This window comes from Modestobacter sp. SYSU DS0657, assembly GCF_054050925.1.
In genome coordinates, this window is the sequence record NZ_JBJHAG010000001.1 from 114458 (window position 1) to 134286 (window position 19829).

A 19829-nucleotide genomic window follows, 5' to 3' on the forward strand; every position below is an offset into this window, starting at 1 on the left:
ACCGTAACGAAGCGATAACGGCCACCTCGCCACGAGCTCGTTCACCCGTTCGACGTACAACGTCCTCCGCCCTGTGGCCGAAGGCTCGGCTCGCGTTCACCGTTCGTTCACCGTGACACCCGGATCCGTCCACCTGGCCTGCTTAGCGTCCTCGTCGTTCGGTTCCCGCTGCCCGGCTCCGACGTCCGGGCACACCAGCGAAAGGCCACTGAGTTGAAGCTCAGCACGACGACGCGCGCTGCGGCCCTGTCCGCGGGGCTCGCCGCCACCCTCGCCCTCGCCGCCTGCGGCGCCTCCAACGAGGGCGGTGGATCCGACAACGGTTCCGGCGGCGGCTCCGCCAGCGAGCAGCTCAGCGGCACCCTCGTGGGCGCCGGCGCCAGCAGCCAGCAGGCCGCCATGCAGGGCTGGACGGCGGGCTACTCCAGCGTCCAGCCGGACGTCACCGTCAACTACGACCCGGTCGGCTCCGGCGGTGGCCGTGAGCAGTTCCTCGCCGGCGGCACCGACTTCGCCGGTTCGGACGCCGCCCTGGACGAGGAGGAGCTCGCGCAGGCCGAGGAGCGTTGTGGCACGGCCGGCATCTTCGAGCTGACCAACTACATCGCGCCGATCGCCGTCATCTACAACCTCGAGGGCGTCGACGAGCTCAACCTCTCCCCGGAGGTCCTCGCCGGCATCTTCAACCAGCAGATCACCAACTGGAACGACCCGGCGATCGCGGCGGACAACCCCGACGCCACCCTCCCCGACCTGCCGATCACCCCGGTGAACCGCAGCGACGACTCCGGCACCACGGAGAACTTCACCGAGTACCTGGCTGCCGCGGCCGGCGAGGCATGGCCGCACGAGCCCGATGGCGAGTGGCCCGTGCCCGGTGGCGAGGCCGCCCAGGGCACCTCCGGCGTGGTCAGCGCCGTGGGGGCCGGGAACGGCAGCATCGGCTACGCCGACCTGAGCCAGGCCGGCGACCTGGGCGTGGCCAACATCGGCGTCGGCGACGAGTTCGTCGAGCCCACCGCCGAGGCTGCCGCCGCCGTGGTGGAGAACTCGGAGACGCTGGAGGGCCGGGGCGAGTACGACTTCGCCATCGAGCTCGCCCGCGACACCACCGAGTCGGGCAACTACCCGATCGTGCTGGTCAGCTACCACGTCGGCTGCATCGAGTACGAGGACCAGGAGACCGCCGACCTGGTCAAGAGCTTCATGGGCTACGTGATCAGCGAGGAGGGCCAGCAGGCTGCGGCCGAGGCCGCAGGCAGCGCCCCCATCTCGGACACCCTGCGCGAGCAGGCCCAGGGCGCCATCGACGCCATCTCGGCCGCCAGCTGACCGAGTCGGCCATCAGCGCGCTGCGGCGGCCCGGAGTGTCCACCCGGACACCCCGGGCCGCCGTGGCGCGTGATCCACTGCACCACTTCCAGCGCCCAGCAGTTCGAGCCCCCCGGAGCGATCGGTGACCTCCACCACCAACGCACCCCCCACCCAGCAGCCGCCCAAGCGCAGGCCGGGCGACCGCATCTTCGCCGGCACCGCCAAGGGCGCCGGCATCCTCATCCTGGTCATCCTGGCCGGGGTGGCCGTCTTCCTGATCAGCGAGTCGGTCCCGGCGCTGACCGCCTCCGCGGACGAGCTCCCCGGTGGGGGTGGTCTGGCCTCCTACATCGGGCCGCTGATCTTCGGGACGCTGCTCTCGGCGGTGATCGCCCTGCTGGTGGCCACTCCCCTCGCGGTGGCGATCGCACTGTTCATCACGTTCTTCGCGCCGCGCCGGCTGGCCGCCGGGCTGGGCTACGTGGTCGACCTGCTCGCCGCCATCCCGAGCATCGTGTACGGCTTCTGGGGCATCGCCTGGCTGGCGCCGCGGCTGGTGCCCTTCTACCGCTGGCTGGAGGAGACCCTCGGCTTCCTCCCGTTCTTCGCCGGGCCGGTCTCCTCCACCGGCCGCACCATGCTGACCATCGGGCTGGTGCTCGGTGTAATGATCCTGCCGATCGTCAGCGCCATCTCCCGCGAGGTGTTCAGCCAGGTGCCGACGCTGCACACCGAGGCCGCCCTCGCGCTGGGCGCCACCCGCTGGGAGATGATCAAGATGGCCGTCATCCCCTACGGCAAGTCGGGGATCATCGGCGGCGCGATGCTCGGGCTGGGCCGCGCGCTCGGCGAGACGATGGCCGTGGCGATCATCCTGTCCGGCTCGGCGGCCGGCATCACCTGGGCACTCATCTCCAGCGCGAACCCGCAGACCATCGCGGCGAACATCGCCCTGCAGTTCCCGGAGTCGACCGGGCTCGCCGTCAACACCCTGATCGCGAGCGGGCTGGCGCTGTTCGTGATCACCCTCCTGGTCAACATGCTCGCCCGGTGGGTCGTCAACCGCCGGGCCGACTTCTCCGGAGCGAACTGATGAGCACGTCGACGCAGCAGCCCAGCACCGCGCCGGCCGCTCCGGCGCAGGGGCAGCCCGAACTGGGCCACCACGCGAAGCAGGCGCCGTGGGTGCCGTGGGCGATGTTCGGCGCAGCCGCACTGGTCGCGCTGGCGATCCTGCTGCTGACCAGCTGGAACGTCGTGCTGTTCGTCATCTACACCGTGGCGCTGGGGACGCTGGGCACCTACCTGCTCTCCCGGTTCACCGAGGGCCGGCGCAAGGCCACCGACCGGTTGATCACCTGCCTCGTGGTCAGCGCCTTCGGGATCGCCATGGTGCCGCTGGTCTCGCTGATCTACGAGGTGGTGCGCCGCGGGGCGGAGCGCTTCGACGCCGAGTTCTTCACCGCCTCGCTGCAAGGAGTCATCGGCCCGGGCGGTGGCGCCTACCACGCCATCATGGGCACGCTGATCATCACCGCGCTGACCACGCTCATCTCCGTGCCGATCGGCCTGATGACCGCCATCTACCTGGTCGAGTACGGCTCCGGCCGGCTCAAGCGGTCGATCACCTTCCTGGTCGACGTGATGACCGGGATCCCCTCGATCGTCGCCGGCCTCTTCGCCTATGCCCTGTTCGTGCTGTTCTTCGGCCCGGGCATCCGGCTGGGGATCATGGGCGCCGTGGCGCTGTCGGTGCTGATGATCCCGGTGGTCGTCCGCTCGGCCGAGGAGGTGCTGAAGCTCGTCCCCAACGAGCTCCGCGAGGCCTCCTACGCGCTCGGTGTATCCAAGTGGCGGACCATCGTCAAGGTCGTCATCCCCACCGCGATCGCCGGCCTCGGCACCGGCGTCACGCTGGCCATCGCCCGGGTCATCGGCGAGACCGCACCGCTGCTGATCACCGTCGGCATCACCAACGCCACCAACTTCAACCCGTTCGACGGGCGGATGGCGACACTGCCGGTGTACGCGTACTACCAGCTCACCCAGCCGGGCGTGCCGCCGCAGAACGCGATCGACCGGGCCTGGACAGCAGCCCTGGTGCTCATCATGCTGGTCATGGGCCTCAACGTCGTCGCTCGCCTGATCAGCCGCTTCTTCGCCCCCAAGACCGGTCGCTGACCGACCCGATCCGGAGGATCTCCCTGTGGCCAAGCGCATCGACGTCTCCGACCTCGACATCTACTACGGCAACTTCAAGGCCGTCGAGGGCGTCAACCTCTCCATCGAGCCGCGCAGCATCACCGCGCTGATCGGCCCCTCCGGCTGTGGCAAGTCGACGTTCCTGCGGTCGCTCAACCGCATGCACGAGGTGATCCCCGGCGCGCGCGTCGAGGGCAAGGTGGTCATCGAGGGGCAGGACCTGTACGGCGGCGACGTCGACCCGGTCGACGTCCGCCGGCAGATCGGCATGGTCTTCCAGCGGCCCAACCCGTTCCCGACCATGTCCATCTACGACAACGTCGTGGCGGGCGTGCGGCTGAACAGCAAGAAGATGAAGAAGTCCGACCTCGACGACCTGGTCGAGCGCTCGCTCAAGGGCGCGAACCTCTGGGCCGAGGTCTCCGACCGCCTCGACCGGCCGGGCTCCGGTCTGTCCGGTGGCCAGCAGCAGCGGCTGTGCATCGCCCGGGCGATCGCCATCGAGCCCGAGGTGCTGCTGATGGACGAGCCGTGCTCGGCGCTCGACCCGATCTCCACCCTCGCCGTCGAGGATTTGATGATGGAGCTGAAGGAGCGCTTCACCATCGTCATCGTCACGCACAACATGCAGCAGGCCGCGCGGGTCAGCGAGACCACCGGGTTCTTCAACCTCAACGGCGTGGGTCAGCCGGGGCGTCTCATCGAGTACAACCCGACCGAGAAGATCTTCAGCAACCCCGACCAGAAGGCGACCGAGGACTACATCTCCGGCCGCTTCGGGTGATCGCTGCCTGACCTCCAGGCTGATCCACTCGCCGACGCCCCCGGCGCGGCGCCCTCACCGGCGCTGCACCGGGGGCGGCGTCGTGTCCGGGGCGGCGTCGTGTCCGGGGCGGCGCCGTGTCCGGGGCGGCGCCGGCCCGGCGCTCCCTGCGTACGTCGTTGTGCGCTGCCCGCCGGCTCCCGGACCGGAACCGACGACAGGCGCATGCCGGGAGCACAGGGCTCGCCCTCGCAGCAGGTGCCCGCCGTGGCGAACCGGGCGGCGAGGTCAGCCGCAGTCGGCGGTGCCCTCGGGCGCCGGTGCCGGCGCCGGGGCTGCGGCGCCCGGCACCGGGGTGCCGAGGGCGACCGGCGCGAGACCGGTGTAGTCCGGGCCGACCACCAGCTGCACGGCACCCCCGACCTGGTCGCTCTCCACGAGCACGGCACCGGGGACGGCGGCGGCCACGGTGCGGGCCGGCTCCAGGGACGCCGGGCCGTACCGGACGACGGTGCGGTCGACCGCTGCGGGCTCCACCCCGCGGGCGGCGACCCGGAAGCCCTGCGCCGCCAGCCCGTCGGCGACCTCCGCCGTCCGTTCCCCGCCGGTACCGTCCAGCACGTCGACGGTGACCCCGGCCGGCTCGACGCTGACCGTGGTCCCCTCCGGCACCGGGTCGGCCTCGGCGGGCGCCGGCGGGGAGTCCGCCGGTGCGGCCTCGGCCGCGACCTCCTCGGCCGCCGGCAGCCGCCCGGAGTCGATGACCGCGTCGAACAGCTGCCGGGTGGCGGTCGCGTCGACCACCACGGCCGCCTGGTCGCCGCCGGCGGGGACGTACCCGATCCGGCTCACCGGCAGGGCAGCCCGATCGACCGCATCGGCGTCCAGGTCGGCGAAGGTGGTCCCGAAGGTGCGCACGTCGCCGAGCGTGGTGTCGGCGTCGACGGTCAGCGCGTCGGAGGCGCGGCTGAGGAAACGGGTCAGGGTCATCGGGTCGGCCAGCGTGCTGCCGGCCACGGCGGTGCCCATCGTGGCGGCGAGCAGCCTCTCCTGGCGCTGCGCCACTGCGTCCCCGGTGACGTCGTGGCCGTCTCCGCCCGGGCGCAGGTAGCCGGCGGCCTGCTCACCGGTCAGCTCGTGCACACCGGCAGGCAGCGCGAGCGCGGCGTCGCCCGTCGGCACGGGGAGGCACATGGTGACGTCGTCCAGCGCGTCGACCAGCTCCGGCAGCCGGGCCGCGTCCAGCTGCAGGTAGTGGTCGATCCGCAGTCCGGAAACCTGCTGCACCGCCCGGACCAGGCAGGCCGGTCCGCCGTCGAGCAGCGCGGTGGCGAAGGGCTCGGTGACCGCCTCCCGCACCTCCCCGTCGGCGCCCCGGCAGGTGGGTGTGTCGGTGAGGGCGGTGGGCGGGACAGAGACCAGCACCGCCGAGCCGCCGTCGCCGCTGACGTGCGCGACCAGGGTGCTCACCGCGGCCGGGCCGGTGCGGCCGGGCAGATCGGTGCCGACCACGAGGTAGGTCCGTGACGTCTCCTGCAGCTGCGGGGCGAGCACCTCGGGTCCGTCGGTGGCGAGCGCGTCGACCCGCTGCAGGCTGACGTCGGCGTAGAAGTAGAGCCCCACGTAGAAGGCGAGGACGGTGGCGAGCAGGGCAGCCACCGCGACGCCGGCGCGCGCCAGCCGTCGGCGCCCCGGCCCGGCCGGCGCCCGGCGCCGGACGGGGGCGGGCTGCTCGGCCGGTGGCGGGGGGACGGGGGCGTCCCGGCCGGGGATGGGCGGCACGGGCAGGCTGCGCCGCACCCCCGGCACCGGGACGGAGGGCTGGGCGGGCAGCGGCGGCCGGGAGGGCACCTCGGGCAGCGGGGAGGACGCCGGCCGAACCGGCACCACCGGCTCGGGCTGGTCGGCAGGACGCGGCGGCGTCGCGACCCGCGGTGGCTGGGGCGGCGCCGTGCGCGGCCGCTCGGGCGACGCGGTGTGCGGCCGCTGGGGCGGCGCTGGAGCCCGCGGGGCGGCCTCCGGGGCGATGGCCGGACGGTCAGCGGCCGAACTGCCACCGGCGGGACGGGGACCGGACGGGGCAACGTCGGAAGGACGGGGGGTCGCCGGTCCCGGCGACGGCCGCGGCGGCGCGGCCGGAACGACGCCCGTCGTGGGGGGCGGGGTCGGCTGGGCGCCCGTCTCGGGAGCTCCGGGGCGGCGCGCGTGCGGCGTCGGCCGCGGCGGCGCGGCAGGGTGGGGGCCGGGAGCAGCCGGCTGGAACCAGGTCGCCGGCCGGGCCTCGCCCGTGGCCGCCGGCTCGGCCGGCAGCGCCGGCTGCCAGCCCGTCGGCAGGACCGGTGGCGGGGCCGAAGCCGGGCGGGAGGCGCCGTTCGGCCGGCCCTCCCGGCGTGAGGGCTGAGCACCGTCGTCCCCGGGGCCCCCGACCACGGGGGTCGAGCCGGTGCCCTCGGCCGCCTCCCGCCGCTCCGCCCGACGGCGGCGCACGCCCGCGCCCGCGCCCGTCCGGGCCAGCAGCTCGTCGACCGTGAGCGGTGCCGCTGGGCCGGCCGCGCCCGGGGCCGCGGGCCTCGACGGTGACCGGTCACCGTCGGGGCCGCGTCGCCTGGGGTCGTCCGCCACCGGTCTGGGCACTCCATCGTCGTGGTTCTGCGGCGCCGCGTCCGGGCCGCTCGCGCCGCGCCGACCGGTGACCGGTCGAGCACGGACCGTTCCACGATACGGGTGACCGGCGCGATCAGGGCCGAACGCGCGGGTGCACCGCGGCCGAGTCGGCCCGTCGTGGGCCACCGTTCGACCGGCGAGGTACCGGTTCGCTCAGTACCGTTCCACCGGTGAGGACGCCGTGAAGCTGCCCATCCCCGGGCCATCGGACCTGCTGGGCGCGGTCGACGGACTGCGCGAGGGCATCGGCCAAGGGCTCGCCCTGCTCCCACGGGTGGTCAGCGCGGTCGGGCAGGCCGAGCAGCTGCTCACCCGCGTCGGCGGCCTGCTCGACCGGGCCGAGCAGGCGGTCCAGCGCGCCGAGACGGCGATGGCGAACATCGATGCCACCCGGTCGCACGCCGACGCCGCGATCGCCGGCATGGAGGCGACCCGCCGTACCGCGGACGCGGCGATCGCCGGCATGGACGGCACGCGCCAGGTCGCGGACGCCGCCATCGCCGCGGTGGACGACACCCGGCAGAGCGCCGACGCCGCCATCGCGGCGGTCCGCGAGACCCAGCTCGCCGCCGATGCCGCGATCGCCGCCGTGCGGGGCACCCAGCAGGGCGCCGACGAGGCGATCACCGCCGTCCGGGGCACCCAGCAGGCGGCGGACGAGGCGATCACCGCCGTCCGGGACACCCAGACCGCCGCCGACGCCGCGGTCGCGGCCGCCGGCCGCACCACCGAGCTGGCCGGCGAGCTGGTGACGGCGGTGGGCGGCACCACGGCGGACGCCGATGGCCTGCTGCGGCGGGCCGAGGCCCTGCTGTCGGCCTTCGCACCACTGCTGGACGCCTACCGCCCGGCGCTGGAGGACATGGCGCCGGTGGCGACCAGGCTGGCCGAGGAGATGCACCCCGAGGAGGTGCAGGCCCTGGTCCACCTGATCGACCGCCTGCCGGCGATGGTGACCCACCTGGACGAGGACGTGCTCCCGGTGCTCGTCACCCTCGGCGACGTCGCCCCCGACGTGCACCAGCTGCTGGACACCGTGCAGGACATGCGCCAGGTGGTGAAGGGCTTCCCCGGGTCGAAGATCTTCCGCCGTCGCGGGGCCGAGGAGATCGCCGACGAGGAGGGCGCCGGGTCCGCGGGCGCCGGGTCCGCGGGCGACTGAGACGCACCGGGCCGGCACCGCGCCCCGCTGGGGCGGTGCCGGCCCGGTCCTGCCGTGCGGCGACTCAGGTCTCGGTCGGGTACCCCAGCGCCCGGACCACGTCACCGATCCGGTCGTAGACCTGGTCCCCCGGGAGCTTGGCCAGCTCGTCGGCGACGACGTCCGGCGCCCGGTGGTCGCGGGCGGCCTCCACCAGGTCCCCGCCCGTCGCCGGGAAGTCGGCGCGGTCCAGCCAGCGCGCGAGCTCGGCCCGGGCCACCACCGCGTTCGCCGTCATGCCCTGCGGGACGCCTCCGGTCAGCGTGCCGGCCGGGTCGGCGTCGATGTCGGGCTGGTCCTCCCCGACGGGCTCCACCTCGCGCCACTCCTCCGAACGGGTCGCCCGCTCGGCCTTCATCATCCCCTGCACCTCGTGCTCGAGCTCCTGGTCCAGGCGCGGGTTGTGCTTGGTGCTCCGGCTCGAAGCGGCGTCGAAGCCTCCGGTCTCGCTCACGTCTCCTCCTCCTGCGGCCCTCGGGCCGCCACGGTCAGTCCTTCTCGAGTGCGCTGGGCTTGTGGACGGCGGTCCCACCGCTCTTCTCGCTCTTGACCTCGTACTGCGGGTCGTCCTCGCTGGCCCGCACGGTCCGGCCGGCGGCCTTCGTGTCCGAGGTGATCTCCCGCTGGACCGTGCCCTCGGCCTCACCGCCGTGGCTCTTCCACGTCACGTGGTCGCCCTTGCTGAACTCCTCGGGCATCCCGGCCTCCTCTGCGCGGTGGGGCCTCCGGCTCGGCACCCGTCGTGCGGGGGTGCCTGCCCGGGCCGGCGACACCGCACACATCGACGGCAGACCGGGCTCCGGGGCCCAGCGCGGAGCCGTCGGCGGGGTCACCCCATCGAGGGGGGTCACCCGACCAGGGAATGCCCCGGCGAAGATCGTCACGTAGCGTGCTCACTCGACGGGGTGTCCAGAACGTCTCCGCTGACCAGCGCCACGCACTGGTCACGTTCCGTGACAGGACCGTCCGCGAACGCCGGCCCGGCTGGCCCCTTTCCCCCGGGGCCGGTCGGGTCGGCCCGCTTAGGCTGGGCGACCGTGAGTGCCCCCGCCGACCCGCAGCCCGCCAGCAGCGCCCCGGACGCCCGCCCGGTCGACGTCCTCACCGTCACCGCCGTGCGCGACGTCACGCCGGCCGTCCGCCGGGTCACCCTGAGCGCCTCCGCACCAGTGGTCGCGGCAGCCGGACCCACGCTGTCCCTGCTGGTCCCGCGCGCGGGCGATGCCGACCCGCGGTGGCCGCAGGTCGCCCGGGACGGCCGGATCGTCTGGCCCCAGGGCAGCCACGGGGTGAGCCTGCGCAGCTACACCGCGCGCCGGCAGGACCCGGCCGCCGGCGAGCTCGACGTCGACTTCGTGCTGCACGGCGACGGGCCGGCCGCCTCGTGGGCGGCCGCGGCGACGCCCGGCGCCCTCCTCGGCGTGGCCAGCGCCGCACCGCTGGGTTCCGCACCGGCCGGGTGGCTGCTGCTGGCAGGCGACGAGACGGCGATCCCCGCGATCAGCCGGGTGCTGGCCGACGCCGCCCCGGACACCCGCGGGATCGCCCTCCTCGAGGTCGCCGGACCGGAGGAGGAGCAGCAACTCCCCGCCCCCGCCGGGATCGAGCTCCGCTGGCTGCACCGGGGCGGCACGGAGCCGGGGCTCAGCACACTGCTGACCGACGCCGTCGCAGCCCTCCCCCGCCCGGACGGGGACGACGTCTTCGCCTGGGTGGCGGCCGAGTCCGCGGCCGTCCGGGCGGTCCGGGCCGACCTGCGGGGCCGCTGGGGCCTGCGCCGCGGGCAGCACCACGCGATCGGCTACTGGCGCCGCGGCCGGGCCATGTCCCCCGCCGGCTGACGGACAGCACCGCCGCGTGAGCGCGGGCTTCGCAGCGTCCTCACAGGTACCGTCCAGGAGGGACGCAGCCACGGCCACGAAGCTGGCGGCATGACGATCGCCGGACCGGCTCCATCGGGAGGGACAGTGCCCACCAGCAGCCCGACCACCGCGGCGCCGGAGGCCCGGCTGCTCGTGGTCGACGACGAGCCGAACATCCGCGAGCTGCTGTCGGCCAGCCTGCGCTTCGCCGGGTTCGAGGTGGCCACGGCCGCCGACGGGCAGCAGGCGCTGGCCCTGGCCGAGGAGTTCCGCCCCGACCTGCTGGTCCTCGACGTGATGATGCCCGGCCTCGACGGCTTCGGCGTCGTCCGCCGGATGCGGGAGAACGGCACGCACACCCCCGTCCTCTTCCTGACCGCCCGCGACGCAGGCGAGGACAAGGTCACCGGCCTGACCCTCGGCGGGGACGACTACGTGACCAAGCCGTTCAGCCTCGACGAGGTGCTCGCCCGGATCCGGGCGGTCCTCCGCCGCGCCCAGGGCGCGCAGCGGGTCGCCGAGTCGCCCAAGCTGGTCTTCGCCGACATCGAGCTCGACGAGGAGTCGCACGAGGTCATCAAGGCGGGGAAGCTGGTGAGCCTCTCCCCGACGGAGTTCAAGCTGCTGCGCTACCTGATGACCAACGCCGGCCGGGTGCTGTCCAAGGCGCAGATCCTCGACCACGTGTGGAACTACGACTTCAACGGCGAGGCCAACGTCGTGGAGTCCTACATCTCCTACCTGCGGCGGAAGATCGACACCACCGAGCCCCGGCTGCTGCACACCCTGCGCGGCGTGGGCTACTCGCTGCGCCTGCCCCGCGGCGCCTGACCGCGTGACGGGCACCCGGACCGACGGCGTGCCGGCGGGCACCAGCTCCGCCGGCGCGCTCACGTCCGGCCCGGACGACGGCGCGGACGACCTCACGGCACCCGCCGCGGCGGAGGCGCCCCCGGACCGGGCGCCGCGGATCCCGCTGCGGGTCACCATGGTCGCCCTGCTGGTCGCGCTGGTCGCCGCCGCGCTGACCGCCACCGGGTTCGCCGCCACCTCGCTGCTGCGCGAGTACCTCGTCGGGCAGCGGGACCAGGAGGTGGTCAGCTACGCCGCGCAGCTGGCCAACGACCTGCCCACGCTGCAGCGTGCCTGCACCACCCCCGACGCCCAGCTCGCCGGGCGCGGGACGTTCCTGGCCTGCGTCGGTCCCGACGGGGCCTTCGCCGAGCTGTCCGACGGACGGACGTCGGACACCACACCGGACCTGGACGACGTGGACACCAACCAGGTGGCGGCGTCCGGCCAGGAACCGTTCACCGTGCGGTCCGGCGACGGCCGCACCCGCTGGCGGGTCGTCGTCCAACCGGTGACGCCCACCTTCAGCATCGTCTACGGGGTCGACGTGTCCACCGACCAGGCCGTGCTCGCGCGGCTGATCGCCATCGAGCTGGTGGTCGGGGTGACGGTGCTGGTGGTCCTCGGCGTCGCCGGCTACCTGCTGGTGCGCAACAGCCTGCGCCCGCTGGAGGAGGTGGAGGACACCGCTCGCGCCATCGCCGGCGGCGACCTGTCCCGCCGGGTGCGGGCCGGCGACGACCGCACCGAGGTCGGCCGGCTGTCGACCGCGCTCAACGGCATGCTCGGCCGGATCGAGAGCTCCTTCCGCGCCCAGCAGAGCTCCGAGGAGCAGGCCCGGGCCTCCGAGGCGCGGATGCGCCGGTTCGTCGCCGACGCCAGCCACGAGCTCCGCACCCCGCTGACCTCGATCCGCGGGTTCGCCGAGCTGCACCGGCAGGGCGCGGTCCGCGGGCCGGAGGACACCGGGCGGCTGATGCAGCGCATCGAGTCCGAGGCCACCCGGATGGGCTCGCTGGTGGAGGACCTCCTCCAGCTGGCCCGGCTGGACCAGCAGCGCCCGCTGTCGCTGGGCCCGGTCGACCTGGCCCAGGTGGCCGGTGACGCCGTCCACGACGCCCGCGCCGTCCAACCGGACCGCTCGGTGAGCCTGCACCTGGACGACTCGCTGACCGATGCGCCGGTGGTGCGCGGTGACGAGGCCCGGCTGCGGCAGGTGGTGGGCAACCTGGTGACCAACGCGCTCACCCACACCCCGGTCGAGGCCCGGGTCACCGTGCGGGTCGCCGCGGACCCGGAGGACCCGGACTCCGTCGTGCTGGCCGTCGCCGACGACGGCCCGGGCCTGGCACGGGCCGACGCCGACCGGGTGTTCGAGCGGTTCTACCGCGCCGACGCCTCCCGGACGCGGGCCGCCGGGGGAACCGGGCTGGGGCTGTCGATCGTCGCCTCGCTGGTGGCCGCGCACGGCGGCCGGGTGGAGCTGACCACCGCCCCGGGCGAGGGGGCCACCTTCGCCGTCCGGCTGCCCCGCTCGGGCCCGCAGGAGGTGGCGCCCGGGGAGCCGGACGGACCCGCGGAGGAGCCGGGGGCCTGACCGCCCGGGCCATGCCGGACACTGGTGCCGGGAATCCCCATCAGCCCGATGGGGTTGGCCCACGAGTGACGTCGTCCCCGTGACGGCGCGCATGCCCCTGCCCGCCGTTCCCGGGAGCTCGACAGCGTGACGCCGCTCGCCTCACTGCCCGACCACCGGCTCACCCAGCTGCAGACGCTGGAGGCCGAGTCAATCCACGTCATGCGCGAGGTGGCCGCGGAGTCCGAGCGCCCGGTGCTGCTCTTCTCCGGCGGCAAGGACTCCATCGTCATGCTGGAGCTGGCCCGCAAGGCGTTCGCCCCGGCCCGCATCCCCTTCCCGGTGATGCACGTCGACACCGGGCTGAACTTCCCCGAGGTGCTGGAGTTCCGGGACAAGCGGGTCGCCGAGCTGGGGGTGGAGCTGGTGGTCGCCTCGGTGCCCGACGCGATCGCCGCCGGCACGGTGCGCGAGGAGCCCAACGGCTCCCGCAACCGGATCCAGACCCCGGTGCTGCTGGACGCGGTCGAGGAGCACGGCTTCACCGCGCTCTTCGGCGGGGCCCGCCGAGACGAGGACAAGGCCCGGGCCAAGGAGCGGATGTTCTCCTTCCGCGACGAGTTCGGCCAGTGGGACCCGAAGAACCAGCGGCCGGAGCTCTGGGACCTCTACAACGGGCGGATCCACCTCGGCGAGTCGATCCGGGTGTTCCCGCTGTCCAACTGGACCGAGCTGGACATCTGGGGCTACATCGCGCAGGAGGAGATCGCCATCCCGCCGCTGTACCTGGCGCGCGAGCGCGACGTCGTCGACCGGCAGGGGATGCTCTACGCGGTCAACGAGTTCATCACCCCCCGCGAGGGCGAGCAGGTGCTGCGCGAGAGCGTCCGCTACCGCACCGTCGGCGACGCCAACCTGACCGCCGCGGTCCGCTCGACCGCCACCACGGTCGCGGAGGTCATCGCCGAGATCGCGGTGACCCGGCTGACCGAACGTGGCGCCACCCGCGGCGACGACAAGGTCAGCGACGCCGCCATGGAGGACCGGAAGAAGGAGGGGTACTTCTGATGAGCGCTCTCTCCCAGGCCGCCGCGGAGATCGCCACCGCCCGCAAGGACATCCTGCGGATCGCCACCGCCGGCTCGGTCGACGACGGCAAGAGCACCCTCATCGGGCGCCTGCTGTTCGACAGCAAGGCGGTCTTCGAGGACCAGTACGCGGCGATCGAGCGGGCCAGCCGCGGCGACTACGTCGACCTGGCGCTGCTCACCGACGGCCTGCGCGCCGAGCGCGAGCAGGGCATCACGATCGACGTCGCCTACCGGTACTTCACCACCCCGCGGCGCACCTTCATCCTCGCCGACACCCCCGGGCACGTGCAGTACACCCGGAACATGGTCACCGGCGCCTCGACCGCCGACCTGGCGATCGTGCTGGTCGACGCCCGCAAGGGCATGGTCGAGCAGAGCCGCCGGCACGCCTTCCTCGCCTCCCTGCTGCGGGTGCCGCACCTGGTGGTCGCGGTGAACAAGATGGACCTCGTCGACTGGTCCGAGGCCGTCTACGAGGGCATCCGCGACGAGTTCACCGCCTTCGCCACCAAGCTCGAGGTCCCCGACGTCACCGTCGTCCCGATCTCGGCGCTGCAGGGCGACAACGTGGTCACCCGCTCGGCGAACATGCCCTGGTACGAGGGCACCTCGCTGCTGCACCACCTCGAGCACGTGCACGTGGCCAGCGACCGCAACCTGGTCGACACCCGGTTCCCCGTGCAGTACGTGATCCGCCCGCAGTCCGACGCCTTCCACGACTACCGCGGCTACGCCGGCCGGGTCGCCGGCGGCGTGCTGCGCACCGGCGACGAGGTGCAGGTGCTGCCCAGCGGGCTGACCACGACGATCGCCGGCATCGACGGCCCCGACGGCCCGGTCGACGCCGCGTTCCCGCCCATGTCGGTCACCGTCCGGCTCACCGACGACCTCGACGTCTCCCGCGGCGACCTGATCTGCCGCCCGCAGAACGCCCCGCAGGTCACCCAGGACCTCGACGCGATGGTCTGCTGGATGTCCGACCAGCCGCTGCAGGCCCGGCAGCGGCTCGCGGTCAAGCACACCACCCGCTCGGTGCGCGCCGTGGTCAAGGACGTGCAGTACCGGCTGGACGTGAACACCCTGCACCGCGACCTGGAGTCCAGCAGCCTCGGGCTCAACGACATCGGCCGGGTCACGCTGCGCACCACCCAGCCGCTGTTCGTCGACGACTACCACCGCAACCGGGCGACCGGGCGGTTCATCCTCATCGACGAGGCCACCAACGCCACGGTCGGCGCCGGGATGCTCACCCCCGCCCGCTAGTCGCAGGACCCCCGACACCTCGCTTTCCGCGCGGAAAGCGAGGTGTCGGTCTCGCTTTCCGCGCGGAAAGCGAGACCGGGGCACCGGTCAGCGGGCGGCCTGCTCCAGGGCGCGGCGGGTGAGCAGCCGGGCCAGGTGCCGGCGGTAGTCGGCGTCGGCGTGCATGTCCGAGGACGGCGAGAGCCCCTGGTCCGCGAGCTGGGCTGCCTCGGCGATCGACGCCCCGGCGGCCAGCGCCTCCTCGGTCGCGGTGGCCCGGACGACGGCGCCGGCCATGTTCGCCAGCGCCACCCGCCCCTGCACCGCGGCCGCCGCGACGATCGGCCAGTCGTTCTCCCGGCGGGTGAACTTCTGGTAGCCCCAGCCGGCGGCGCCGGTGCGCGGCACCCGCAGCTCCACCACCAGCTCGTCGGGCTCCAGCGCGGTCTCGAAGAACCCCAGCCAGAAGTCGGTCACCGGCACGGTGCGCCGCCCGCCCGGCCCCTGCAGGACGACGTCGCCGCCGAGGGCGAGCAGGGCGGTGGGCAGGTCGGAGGCGGGGTCGCTGTGCGCGACGGTGCCGCCGAGGGTGCCGCGGTGGCGCACCTGCGGGTCGCCGACCCGGCCGGCGACGTGCGGCAGCAGCGGCACCTCGGTGCCGGCGACGGCGGAGCGCTGCAGCTCGTGGTGCCGGGTGCCCGCGCCGATCGCGACTTCCGCGCCCTCGACCCGCACGTAGGAGAGGTCGGGGATGCCGCTGATGTCGACCAGCACGGCGGGCACGGCCAGCCGCAGCTTCATCAGCGGCAGCAGCGAGTGGCCGCCGGCGAGCACCTTGGCGTCGTCGCCGTGCTCGGTCAGCGCGGCGAGCGCCTCCTCGACCGACCCGGCGCGGACCAGCTCGAACGGCGCGGGGATCACTCCGTCACCCCGGCCGGGCCGGGCACCTGACCGGCGGCGGGACCGGCCTGCGCCGCGGCCTGCACCGCACGGACGATGTTGTGGTAACCGGTGCACCGGCAGAGGTTGCCCTCCAGCCCCTCCCGGACCTCCCGGTCGCTGGGATCGGGGTTGTCGGCGAGCACCCCGATCGCGGCCATCACCATGCCGGGGGTGCAGAACCCGCACTGCAGGCCGTGCTCGGCGCGGAACGCGGCCTGCACCGGGTGCAGCTCGCCGTCCGGCCCGGCCAGCCCCTCCAGGGTGGTCACCTGCGCCCCGTCGGTCTGCGCGGTGAGCACGGTGCAGCTCTTCACGGTCAGCCCGTCGACGACGACGGTGCACGCCCCGCAGGACGTCGAGTCGCAGCCGATGTTGGTGGCGGTGAGCCCGCAGGCGTCGCGCAGCCAGTGCGCCAGCAGCATCCGCGGCTCGACGTCGTCGGTGCGCTCCTGGCCGTTGACGGTGATCGTGACCTTCACCGGTCCCCCTCCTGCTGCGCCTGCTGGGCTGCCTGCTGGATGGCCCGCCACACCCGCATCGGGGTGGTGGGCATGTCGATGTGCCGGACGCCGAGGTGCGCGACCGCGTCGATGACGGCGTTCTGGGTCGCCGGGGTGGCGCCGATGGTCCCGGCCTCGCCGATGCCCTTGGCACCCAGCGGGTTCATCGGGGTGGGGGTGGCCATCTCCACCAGTTCGAAGCTGGGCAGCTCGGTGGCCGAGACGAACGGGTAGTCGGCCAGCGTGGAGGTCTGCGGGTTGCCGTCGGCGTCGTAGAGCACCTCCTCCAGCAGCGCCTGGGCCACCCCCTGGGCGAGCCCGCCGTGCCGCTGACCGTCGGCCAGCAGCGGGTTGAGGATCGTGCCGGCGTCGTCGACCGCCACGACCCGCACCACCTCGGCCTTGCCCGACTCGACGTCGACCTCGACGACGACGACGTGTGCGCCGAACGGGAACGTGGGCGCCGCGGCGCTGAAGGTGGTGCGCACCAGCAGCTGCTCGTCGGCGGCGAGCTCGGCGAAGCTCACCCCCGTGCCGGGGGACCCCGCCACCGCCAGCCCGGCCAGGCCGAGGTCGACGACGAGGTCGGTGGGGTCGACCTCCAGCCGCTCCGCGGCGCGGGCGCGGGCCAGCTCGACCAGCTCCCCGGCGGCCTGGTGCACCGCGGCGCCGCCCTGCTGGAGGCTGCGCGAGCCCATGGTGCCCCCGCCCGTCGGCACCAGGTCGGTGTCGCCGTGCAGCACGGTGATCCTCTCGATCGGGATGCCGAGCTGGTCGCTGGCGATCATCGCCCAGGCGGTGGCGTGGCCCTGCCCGTGCGGGGAGGTGCCGGTGAGCACGGTCGCGGTGCCGTCGGGGTGCACCTCGATGCTCGCGTCCTCGTGCGGCGCTCCGGCCTCGCCTCCCGCGCCGGTGATCTCCACGTAGACCGACAGCCCGATGCCCAGCTGCCGCACGTCCCCGGCGGCCCGTCGGCGGGCCTGCTCGGCGCGCAGCTCCGCGTAGCCGGCCGCGTCCAGCGCCTTCTCCAGGGCCGCGGCGTAGTCGCCGGTGTCGTAGGTGGCGCCGGTCGGGGTGGTGTGCGGGGTGTCGAAGGGCGGGACGAGGTTGGTCCGCCGCACCTCGGCCGGGTCCAGGCCGATCTCCGCGGCGAAGAGGTCGATCGCCCGTTCGACCGCGGCGGTGGCCTCCGGCCGCCCGGCGCCGCGGTAGGCACCGATCGAGGTGGTGTTCGTGGCCAGTGCCCGGGCCTGCGCGTGCACCCGCGGGAAGGCGTAGACGCCCGGGGTCATCATCATCGTCAGCGTGGGCAGCACGACGCCGATCCGCGGGTAGGCGCCGGCGTCCTGGTCGACGACGAGGCTGTAGGCCTCGATCGTGCCGTCCCGGCGGCCGCCGATGGTGACCACCTGGTCCTGGCCGCGGCCGTGCAGCATCCCGACCAGGTTCTCCGAGCGGTTCTCCGCCCACCGCACCGGGCGGCCGGTGAGCTTCGCCAGCTGCGCGACCAGCGCGAACTCCGGGTCGGCGCCGATCTTGGCGCCGAAGCCCCCGCCGACGGCGGGGGTGATCAGGTGCACCAGCGCCGGGTCCAGGCCGAGCCAGCCGGCGATCTCGCGCTGGGCGAGCTGGGCGCCCTGGTTGGAGCACCAGATGGTGACCCGGCCGTCGTCGCCCCAGACCGCGGCCGCCGCGCGGGTCTCCAGCGGTACCGGGGCGACCCGCTGGTTGACGATCCGCCGGGTCACCACGATCTCGCAGCCGGCGAAGAGGTCCTCGGGCGCGGGCTCGCCGAAGGCGGCCAGCACGTTGCTGCCGGCCTCCGGGAACAGCAGGACGTCGCCGCGCGCGGCCGCCTCGGTGCCGACGACGGCCGGCAGCGGGTCGACGTCCACGGCCACCAGCTCGGCGGCGTCCTCCCCCTGGTAGCGCTCCTCGGTGAGCACCACGGCGATCGGGTCGCCGACGAACCGGACGACGTCGCGGGCCAGCCAGTCGCGGGTGACCGAGGGGTGGACGAACGGGAAGCCCGCCGGGATCGGCGCGAGGTCGGCCAGGTCGGCTGCGGTGACGACCGCGACGACGCCCGGTGCGTCCAGGGCGGCGGAGGTGTCGACCGAGAGCAGCCGGCCGTGCGCGACCTGGGACCGGACGAACGTGGCGTGCAGGGCGCCGGTGAGCCTCTCGTCGGCGAGATCGTCGGTGTACACCGCCCCGCGGGTCAGGAAGAGCGGGTCCTCCGTGCGGACGACCCGGGTGCCGAGGATGCTCATGCGCCTGCCTTCGTCGACGGCGACGTGGACCGGCACACGGTGCCACAGCATGTGAGCGCGGCCACAGCGGACTCCCGCCTGGCGGGAGGCCCGGTGCCCGGAGCGCTGGCGACGGGGCTGGCCGGCGGGCCTCAGACGCGAGTGCGACCGGCTGCGGGGCCCGGGAGCCCCGCAGCTGGCACAGTCACTGCCGGGGCGCCTGCGAGGGGTCGCCGTCCCAGTCCCGGCCGGCGCGGTCGGCGTTCTCCGAAGCGCTGTCGGTGGAGCCCTCGACGGCCTCCACCATCTCCTCGTCGGTCAGCTCCTCGCCGGCCGGGTGCACGTTGCTGGGCTCGGTCATCTCGACTCCCGTCGTCCACTGGGCTGCTGTCCCAGCGGCCCTCCCCGCTGCCCCCGGGGTGCAAACGCCGAGCGGTCAGCCGGCGGGCGGCTCACCCACGGCGACCGGCGCGAGCTCGAACCAGACCCGCTTGCCGTCCCGGTGGTCCTCGGCCCCCCAGCGGTCGGCGATCGCATCCACCAGCCGCATGCCCCGGCCCCGCTCGGCCTGGTGGTCCAGCGCCCGGACGACCGGGCGGACGGCCGAGCCGTCCACGACCGCGATGCGCAACCAGGCGCCGGCCAGCGTCAGCTCCAGGGTGAAGGAGTCGGCACCTGCGTGGTCGACGACGTTGGCCACCACTTCGGTCGCCAGCAGCTCGGCGTCCTCCCGGTCCTGCGGGACGTCCCAGGCGCGCAGCACGTCCCGGACCAGCCGTCGGGCCAGCGGGACGCTGCCCGGGATCGGAGGCAGGTCGACGCTTGCGGTGAAGGTGGACATCGCGGCCTCGTTCCGGTCCGGACCAGCGCGGCGCGACTGGATTGTGGACGACAATCGCACCGGCGGTGCTTTGATGCAACCCCCATTGCATGCAATAGGTGTGTCGTTAGATAGTGTGCTACTGAACCGGTTCCCACCGCCTTCCCGACGAGGAGCCGCCATGACCGGCGCCGGAACACCCGACGACCCGGCCGCCCGGGCGCTGGCCCAGCTGGTCACCGAGCTGGACGCCTGCGTGGCCCAGCTGGAGCACGCCCGTGACCGGGCGGAGAAGCTGCTCGAGGCCCGCCGCAACGGCCGGCCCTGGCTCGAGGTCGTGACCGGGGAGCGCCGTCCGCTCGTGGTCGAGAGCATCAGCGCGGTGCTCGGCACGCTGTCCGCCGCCGGGCACGCCTGGCGGCGGGAGCAGGCAACGGCGCTCCACGCCGAGGGCGTGAGCATCAACCGCATCGCCGCGCTGTTCGGCGTCACCCGGCAGCGGATCTCCACCCTGCTCAGGGAGGCCGGCCAGGACCGGACCTGACCGC

The 19829-nt window shown here is 74.2% G+C and carries 19 protein-coding genes; 11 read left to right on the forward strand and 8 right to left on the reverse strand.

Going from position 1 to position 19829, the window contains the following annotated elements; translation table 11 throughout:
- The first annotated feature begins 213 nt into the window (after positions 1-213).
- The 4 genes from pstS to pstB all read left to right on the forward strand — a co-directional run bounded on the left by pstS (position 214) and on the right by pstB (position 4300).
- A complete protein-coding gene (gene pstS / locus ACI79A_RS00635; RefSeq protein ID WP_457078831.1) occupies positions 214-1332 on the forward strand; it encodes a phosphate ABC transporter substrate-binding protein PstS in 1119 nt (372 codons plus the stop codon).
- Positions 1333-1456: 124 nt separating this feature from the next.
- The gene (gene pstC / locus ACI79A_RS00640; RefSeq protein ID WP_457078833.1) at positions 1457-2407 is read left to right on the forward strand and encodes a phosphate ABC transporter permease subunit PstC; all 951 of its coding nucleotides are present in this window, start codon (positions 1457-1459) and stop codon (positions 2405-2407) included.
- Positions 2407-3495, forward strand: a complete 1089-nt coding sequence (pstA, locus tag ACI79A_RS00645) for a phosphate ABC transporter permease PstA (protein WP_457078835.1) — start codon at positions 2407-2409, stop codon at positions 3493-3495. The genes pstC and pstA overlap by 1 nt, the downstream gene beginning before the upstream one ends.
- Before the next feature lie 25 nt (positions 3496-3520).
- The gene (pstB, locus tag ACI79A_RS00650; RefSeq protein WP_457078837.1) at positions 3521-4300 is read left to right on the forward strand and encodes a phosphate ABC transporter ATP-binding protein PstB; all 780 of its coding nucleotides are present in this window, start codon (positions 3521-3523) and stop codon (positions 4298-4300) included.
- A 267-nt stretch (positions 4301-4567) separates the two neighbouring features.
- Here the strand turns inward: pstB and ACI79A_RS00655 are convergent, their stop codons facing one another.
- Positions 4568-6169, reverse strand: coding sequence for an LCP family glycopolymer transferase (locus ACI79A_RS00655; protein WP_457078840.1), 1602 nt, complete (start codon positions 6167-6169; stop codon positions 4568-4570).
- Positions 6170-7124: 955 nt separating this feature from the next.
- Between ACI79A_RS00655 and ACI79A_RS00660 the strand changes: the two genes are divergently transcribed.
- Positions 7125-8105, forward strand: a complete 981-nt coding sequence (locus ACI79A_RS00660; protein WP_457078842.1) for a hypothetical protein — start codon at positions 7125-7127, stop codon at positions 8103-8105.
- 64 nt (positions 8106-8169) lie between these two features.
- Here the strand turns inward: ACI79A_RS00660 and ACI79A_RS00665 are convergent, their stop codons facing one another.
- Entirely contained in the window at positions 8170-8598 is a 429-nt protein-coding gene (locus ACI79A_RS00665) for a DUF2795 domain-containing protein (protein ID WP_457078844.1), read from the reverse strand.
- Between the two features lie 34 nt (positions 8599-8632).
- Entirely contained in the window at positions 8633-8842 is a 210-nt protein-coding gene (locus ACI79A_RS00670; protein ID WP_457078846.1) for a DUF2945 domain-containing protein, read from the reverse strand.
- Positions 8843-9181: 339 nt separating this feature from the next.
- Between ACI79A_RS00670 and ACI79A_RS00675 the strand changes: the two genes are divergently transcribed.
- The 5 genes from ACI79A_RS00675 to ACI79A_RS00695 all read left to right on the forward strand — a co-directional run bounded on the left by ACI79A_RS00675 (position 9182) and on the right by ACI79A_RS00695 (position 14788).
- On the forward strand, positions 9182-9985 hold the full coding sequence (locus ACI79A_RS00675; RefSeq protein WP_457078848.1) for a siderophore-interacting protein: 804 nt from the start codon (positions 9182-9184) through the stop codon (positions 9983-9985).
- Positions 9986-10111: 126 nt separating this feature from the next.
- Positions 10112-10837, forward strand: a complete 726-nt coding sequence (locus ACI79A_RS00680; protein ID WP_457078851.1) for a response regulator transcription factor — start codon at positions 10112-10114, stop codon at positions 10835-10837.
- A 4-nt stretch (positions 10838-10841) separates the two neighbouring features.
- A complete protein-coding gene (locus ACI79A_RS00685) occupies positions 10842-12455 on the forward strand; it encodes a sensor histidine kinase (protein ID WP_457078853.1) in 1614 nt (537 codons plus the stop codon).
- A 126-nt stretch (positions 12456-12581) separates the two neighbouring features.
- Positions 12582-13502, forward strand: a complete 921-nt coding sequence (cysD, locus tag ACI79A_RS00690; protein WP_457078855.1) for a sulfate adenylyltransferase subunit CysD — start codon at positions 12582-12584, stop codon at positions 13500-13502.
- Positions 13502-14788: a sulfate adenylyltransferase subunit 1 gene (locus tag ACI79A_RS00695; protein ID WP_457078857.1), complete on the forward strand. Its 1287-nt coding sequence runs from the start codon at positions 13502-13504 to the stop codon at positions 14786-14788. The genes cysD and ACI79A_RS00695 overlap by 1 nt, the downstream gene beginning before the upstream one ends.
- 87 nt (positions 14789-14875) lie before the next feature.
- On the opposite strand, the gene ACI79A_RS00700 is transcribed toward ACI79A_RS00695, so the two are convergent.
- The 5 genes from ACI79A_RS00700 to ACI79A_RS00720 all read right to left on the reverse strand — a co-directional run bounded on the left by ACI79A_RS00700 (position 14876) and on the right by ACI79A_RS00720 (position 19302).
- On the reverse strand, positions 14876-15688 hold the full coding sequence (locus ACI79A_RS00700) for an FAD binding domain-containing protein (protein WP_457078859.1): 813 nt from the start codon (positions 15686-15688) through the stop codon (positions 14876-14878).
- Positions 15685-16188: a (2Fe-2S)-binding protein gene (locus tag ACI79A_RS00705; RefSeq protein ID WP_457078861.1), complete on the reverse strand. Its 504-nt coding sequence runs from the start codon at positions 16186-16188 to the stop codon at positions 15685-15687. The genes ACI79A_RS00700 and ACI79A_RS00705 overlap by 4 nt, the downstream gene beginning before the upstream one ends.
- Entirely contained in the window at positions 16185-18482 is a 2298-nt protein-coding gene (locus ACI79A_RS00710) for a xanthine dehydrogenase family protein molybdopterin-binding subunit (protein ID WP_457078863.1), read from the reverse strand. Before ACI79A_RS00710 ends, ACI79A_RS00705 begins: the two co-directional genes overlap by 4 nt.
- 184 nt (positions 18483-18666) lie before the next feature.
- Entirely contained in the window at positions 18667-18822 is a 156-nt protein-coding gene (locus ACI79A_RS00715) for a hypothetical protein (protein WP_457078865.1), read from the reverse strand.
- A gap of 75 nt (positions 18823-18897) precedes the next feature.
- A complete protein-coding gene (locus tag ACI79A_RS00720) occupies positions 18898-19302 on the reverse strand; it encodes an ATP-binding protein (protein ID WP_457078867.1) in 405 nt (134 codons plus the stop codon).
- A 160-nt stretch (positions 19303-19462) separates the two neighbouring features.
- Between ACI79A_RS00720 and ACI79A_RS00725 the strand changes: the two genes are divergently transcribed.
- The gene (locus ACI79A_RS00725; RefSeq protein ID WP_457078869.1) at positions 19463-19825 is read left to right on the forward strand and encodes a hypothetical protein; all 363 of its coding nucleotides are present in this window, start codon (positions 19463-19465) and stop codon (positions 19823-19825) included.
- The last annotated feature ends 4 nt before the right edge of the window (positions 19826-19829 follow it).

Bases quoted from the DNA above. Each gene is read 5' to 3' on its own strand.
- ACI79A_RS00695 (WP_457078857.1), top strand. From the start codon at position 13,502: ATGAGCGCTCTCTCCCAGGCCGCCGCGGAGATCGCCACCGCCCGCAAG.
- ACI79A_RS00670 (WP_457078846.1), bottom strand. From the start codon at position 8,842: ATGCCCGAGGAGTTCAGCAAGGGCGACCACGTGACGTGGAAGAGCCAC.
- pstA (WP_457078835.1), top strand. From the start codon at position 2,407: ATGAGCACGTCGACGCAGCAGCCCAGCACCGCGCCGGCCGCTCCGGCG.
- ACI79A_RS00710 (WP_457078863.1), bottom strand. From the start codon at position 18,482: ATGAGCATCCTCGGCACCCGGGTCGTCCGCACGGAGGACCCGCTCTTC.
- ACI79A_RS00720 (WP_457078867.1), bottom strand. From the start codon at position 19,302: ATGTCCACCTTCACCGCAAGCGTCGACCTGCCTCCGATCCCGGGCAGC.
- ACI79A_RS00715 (WP_457078865.1), bottom strand. From the start codon at position 18,822: ATGACCGAGCCCAGCAACGTGCACCCGGCCGGCGAGGAGCTGACCGAC.
- ACI79A_RS00725 (WP_457078869.1), top strand. From the start codon at position 19,463: ATGACCGGCGCCGGAACACCCGACGACCCGGCCGCCCGGGCGCTGGCC.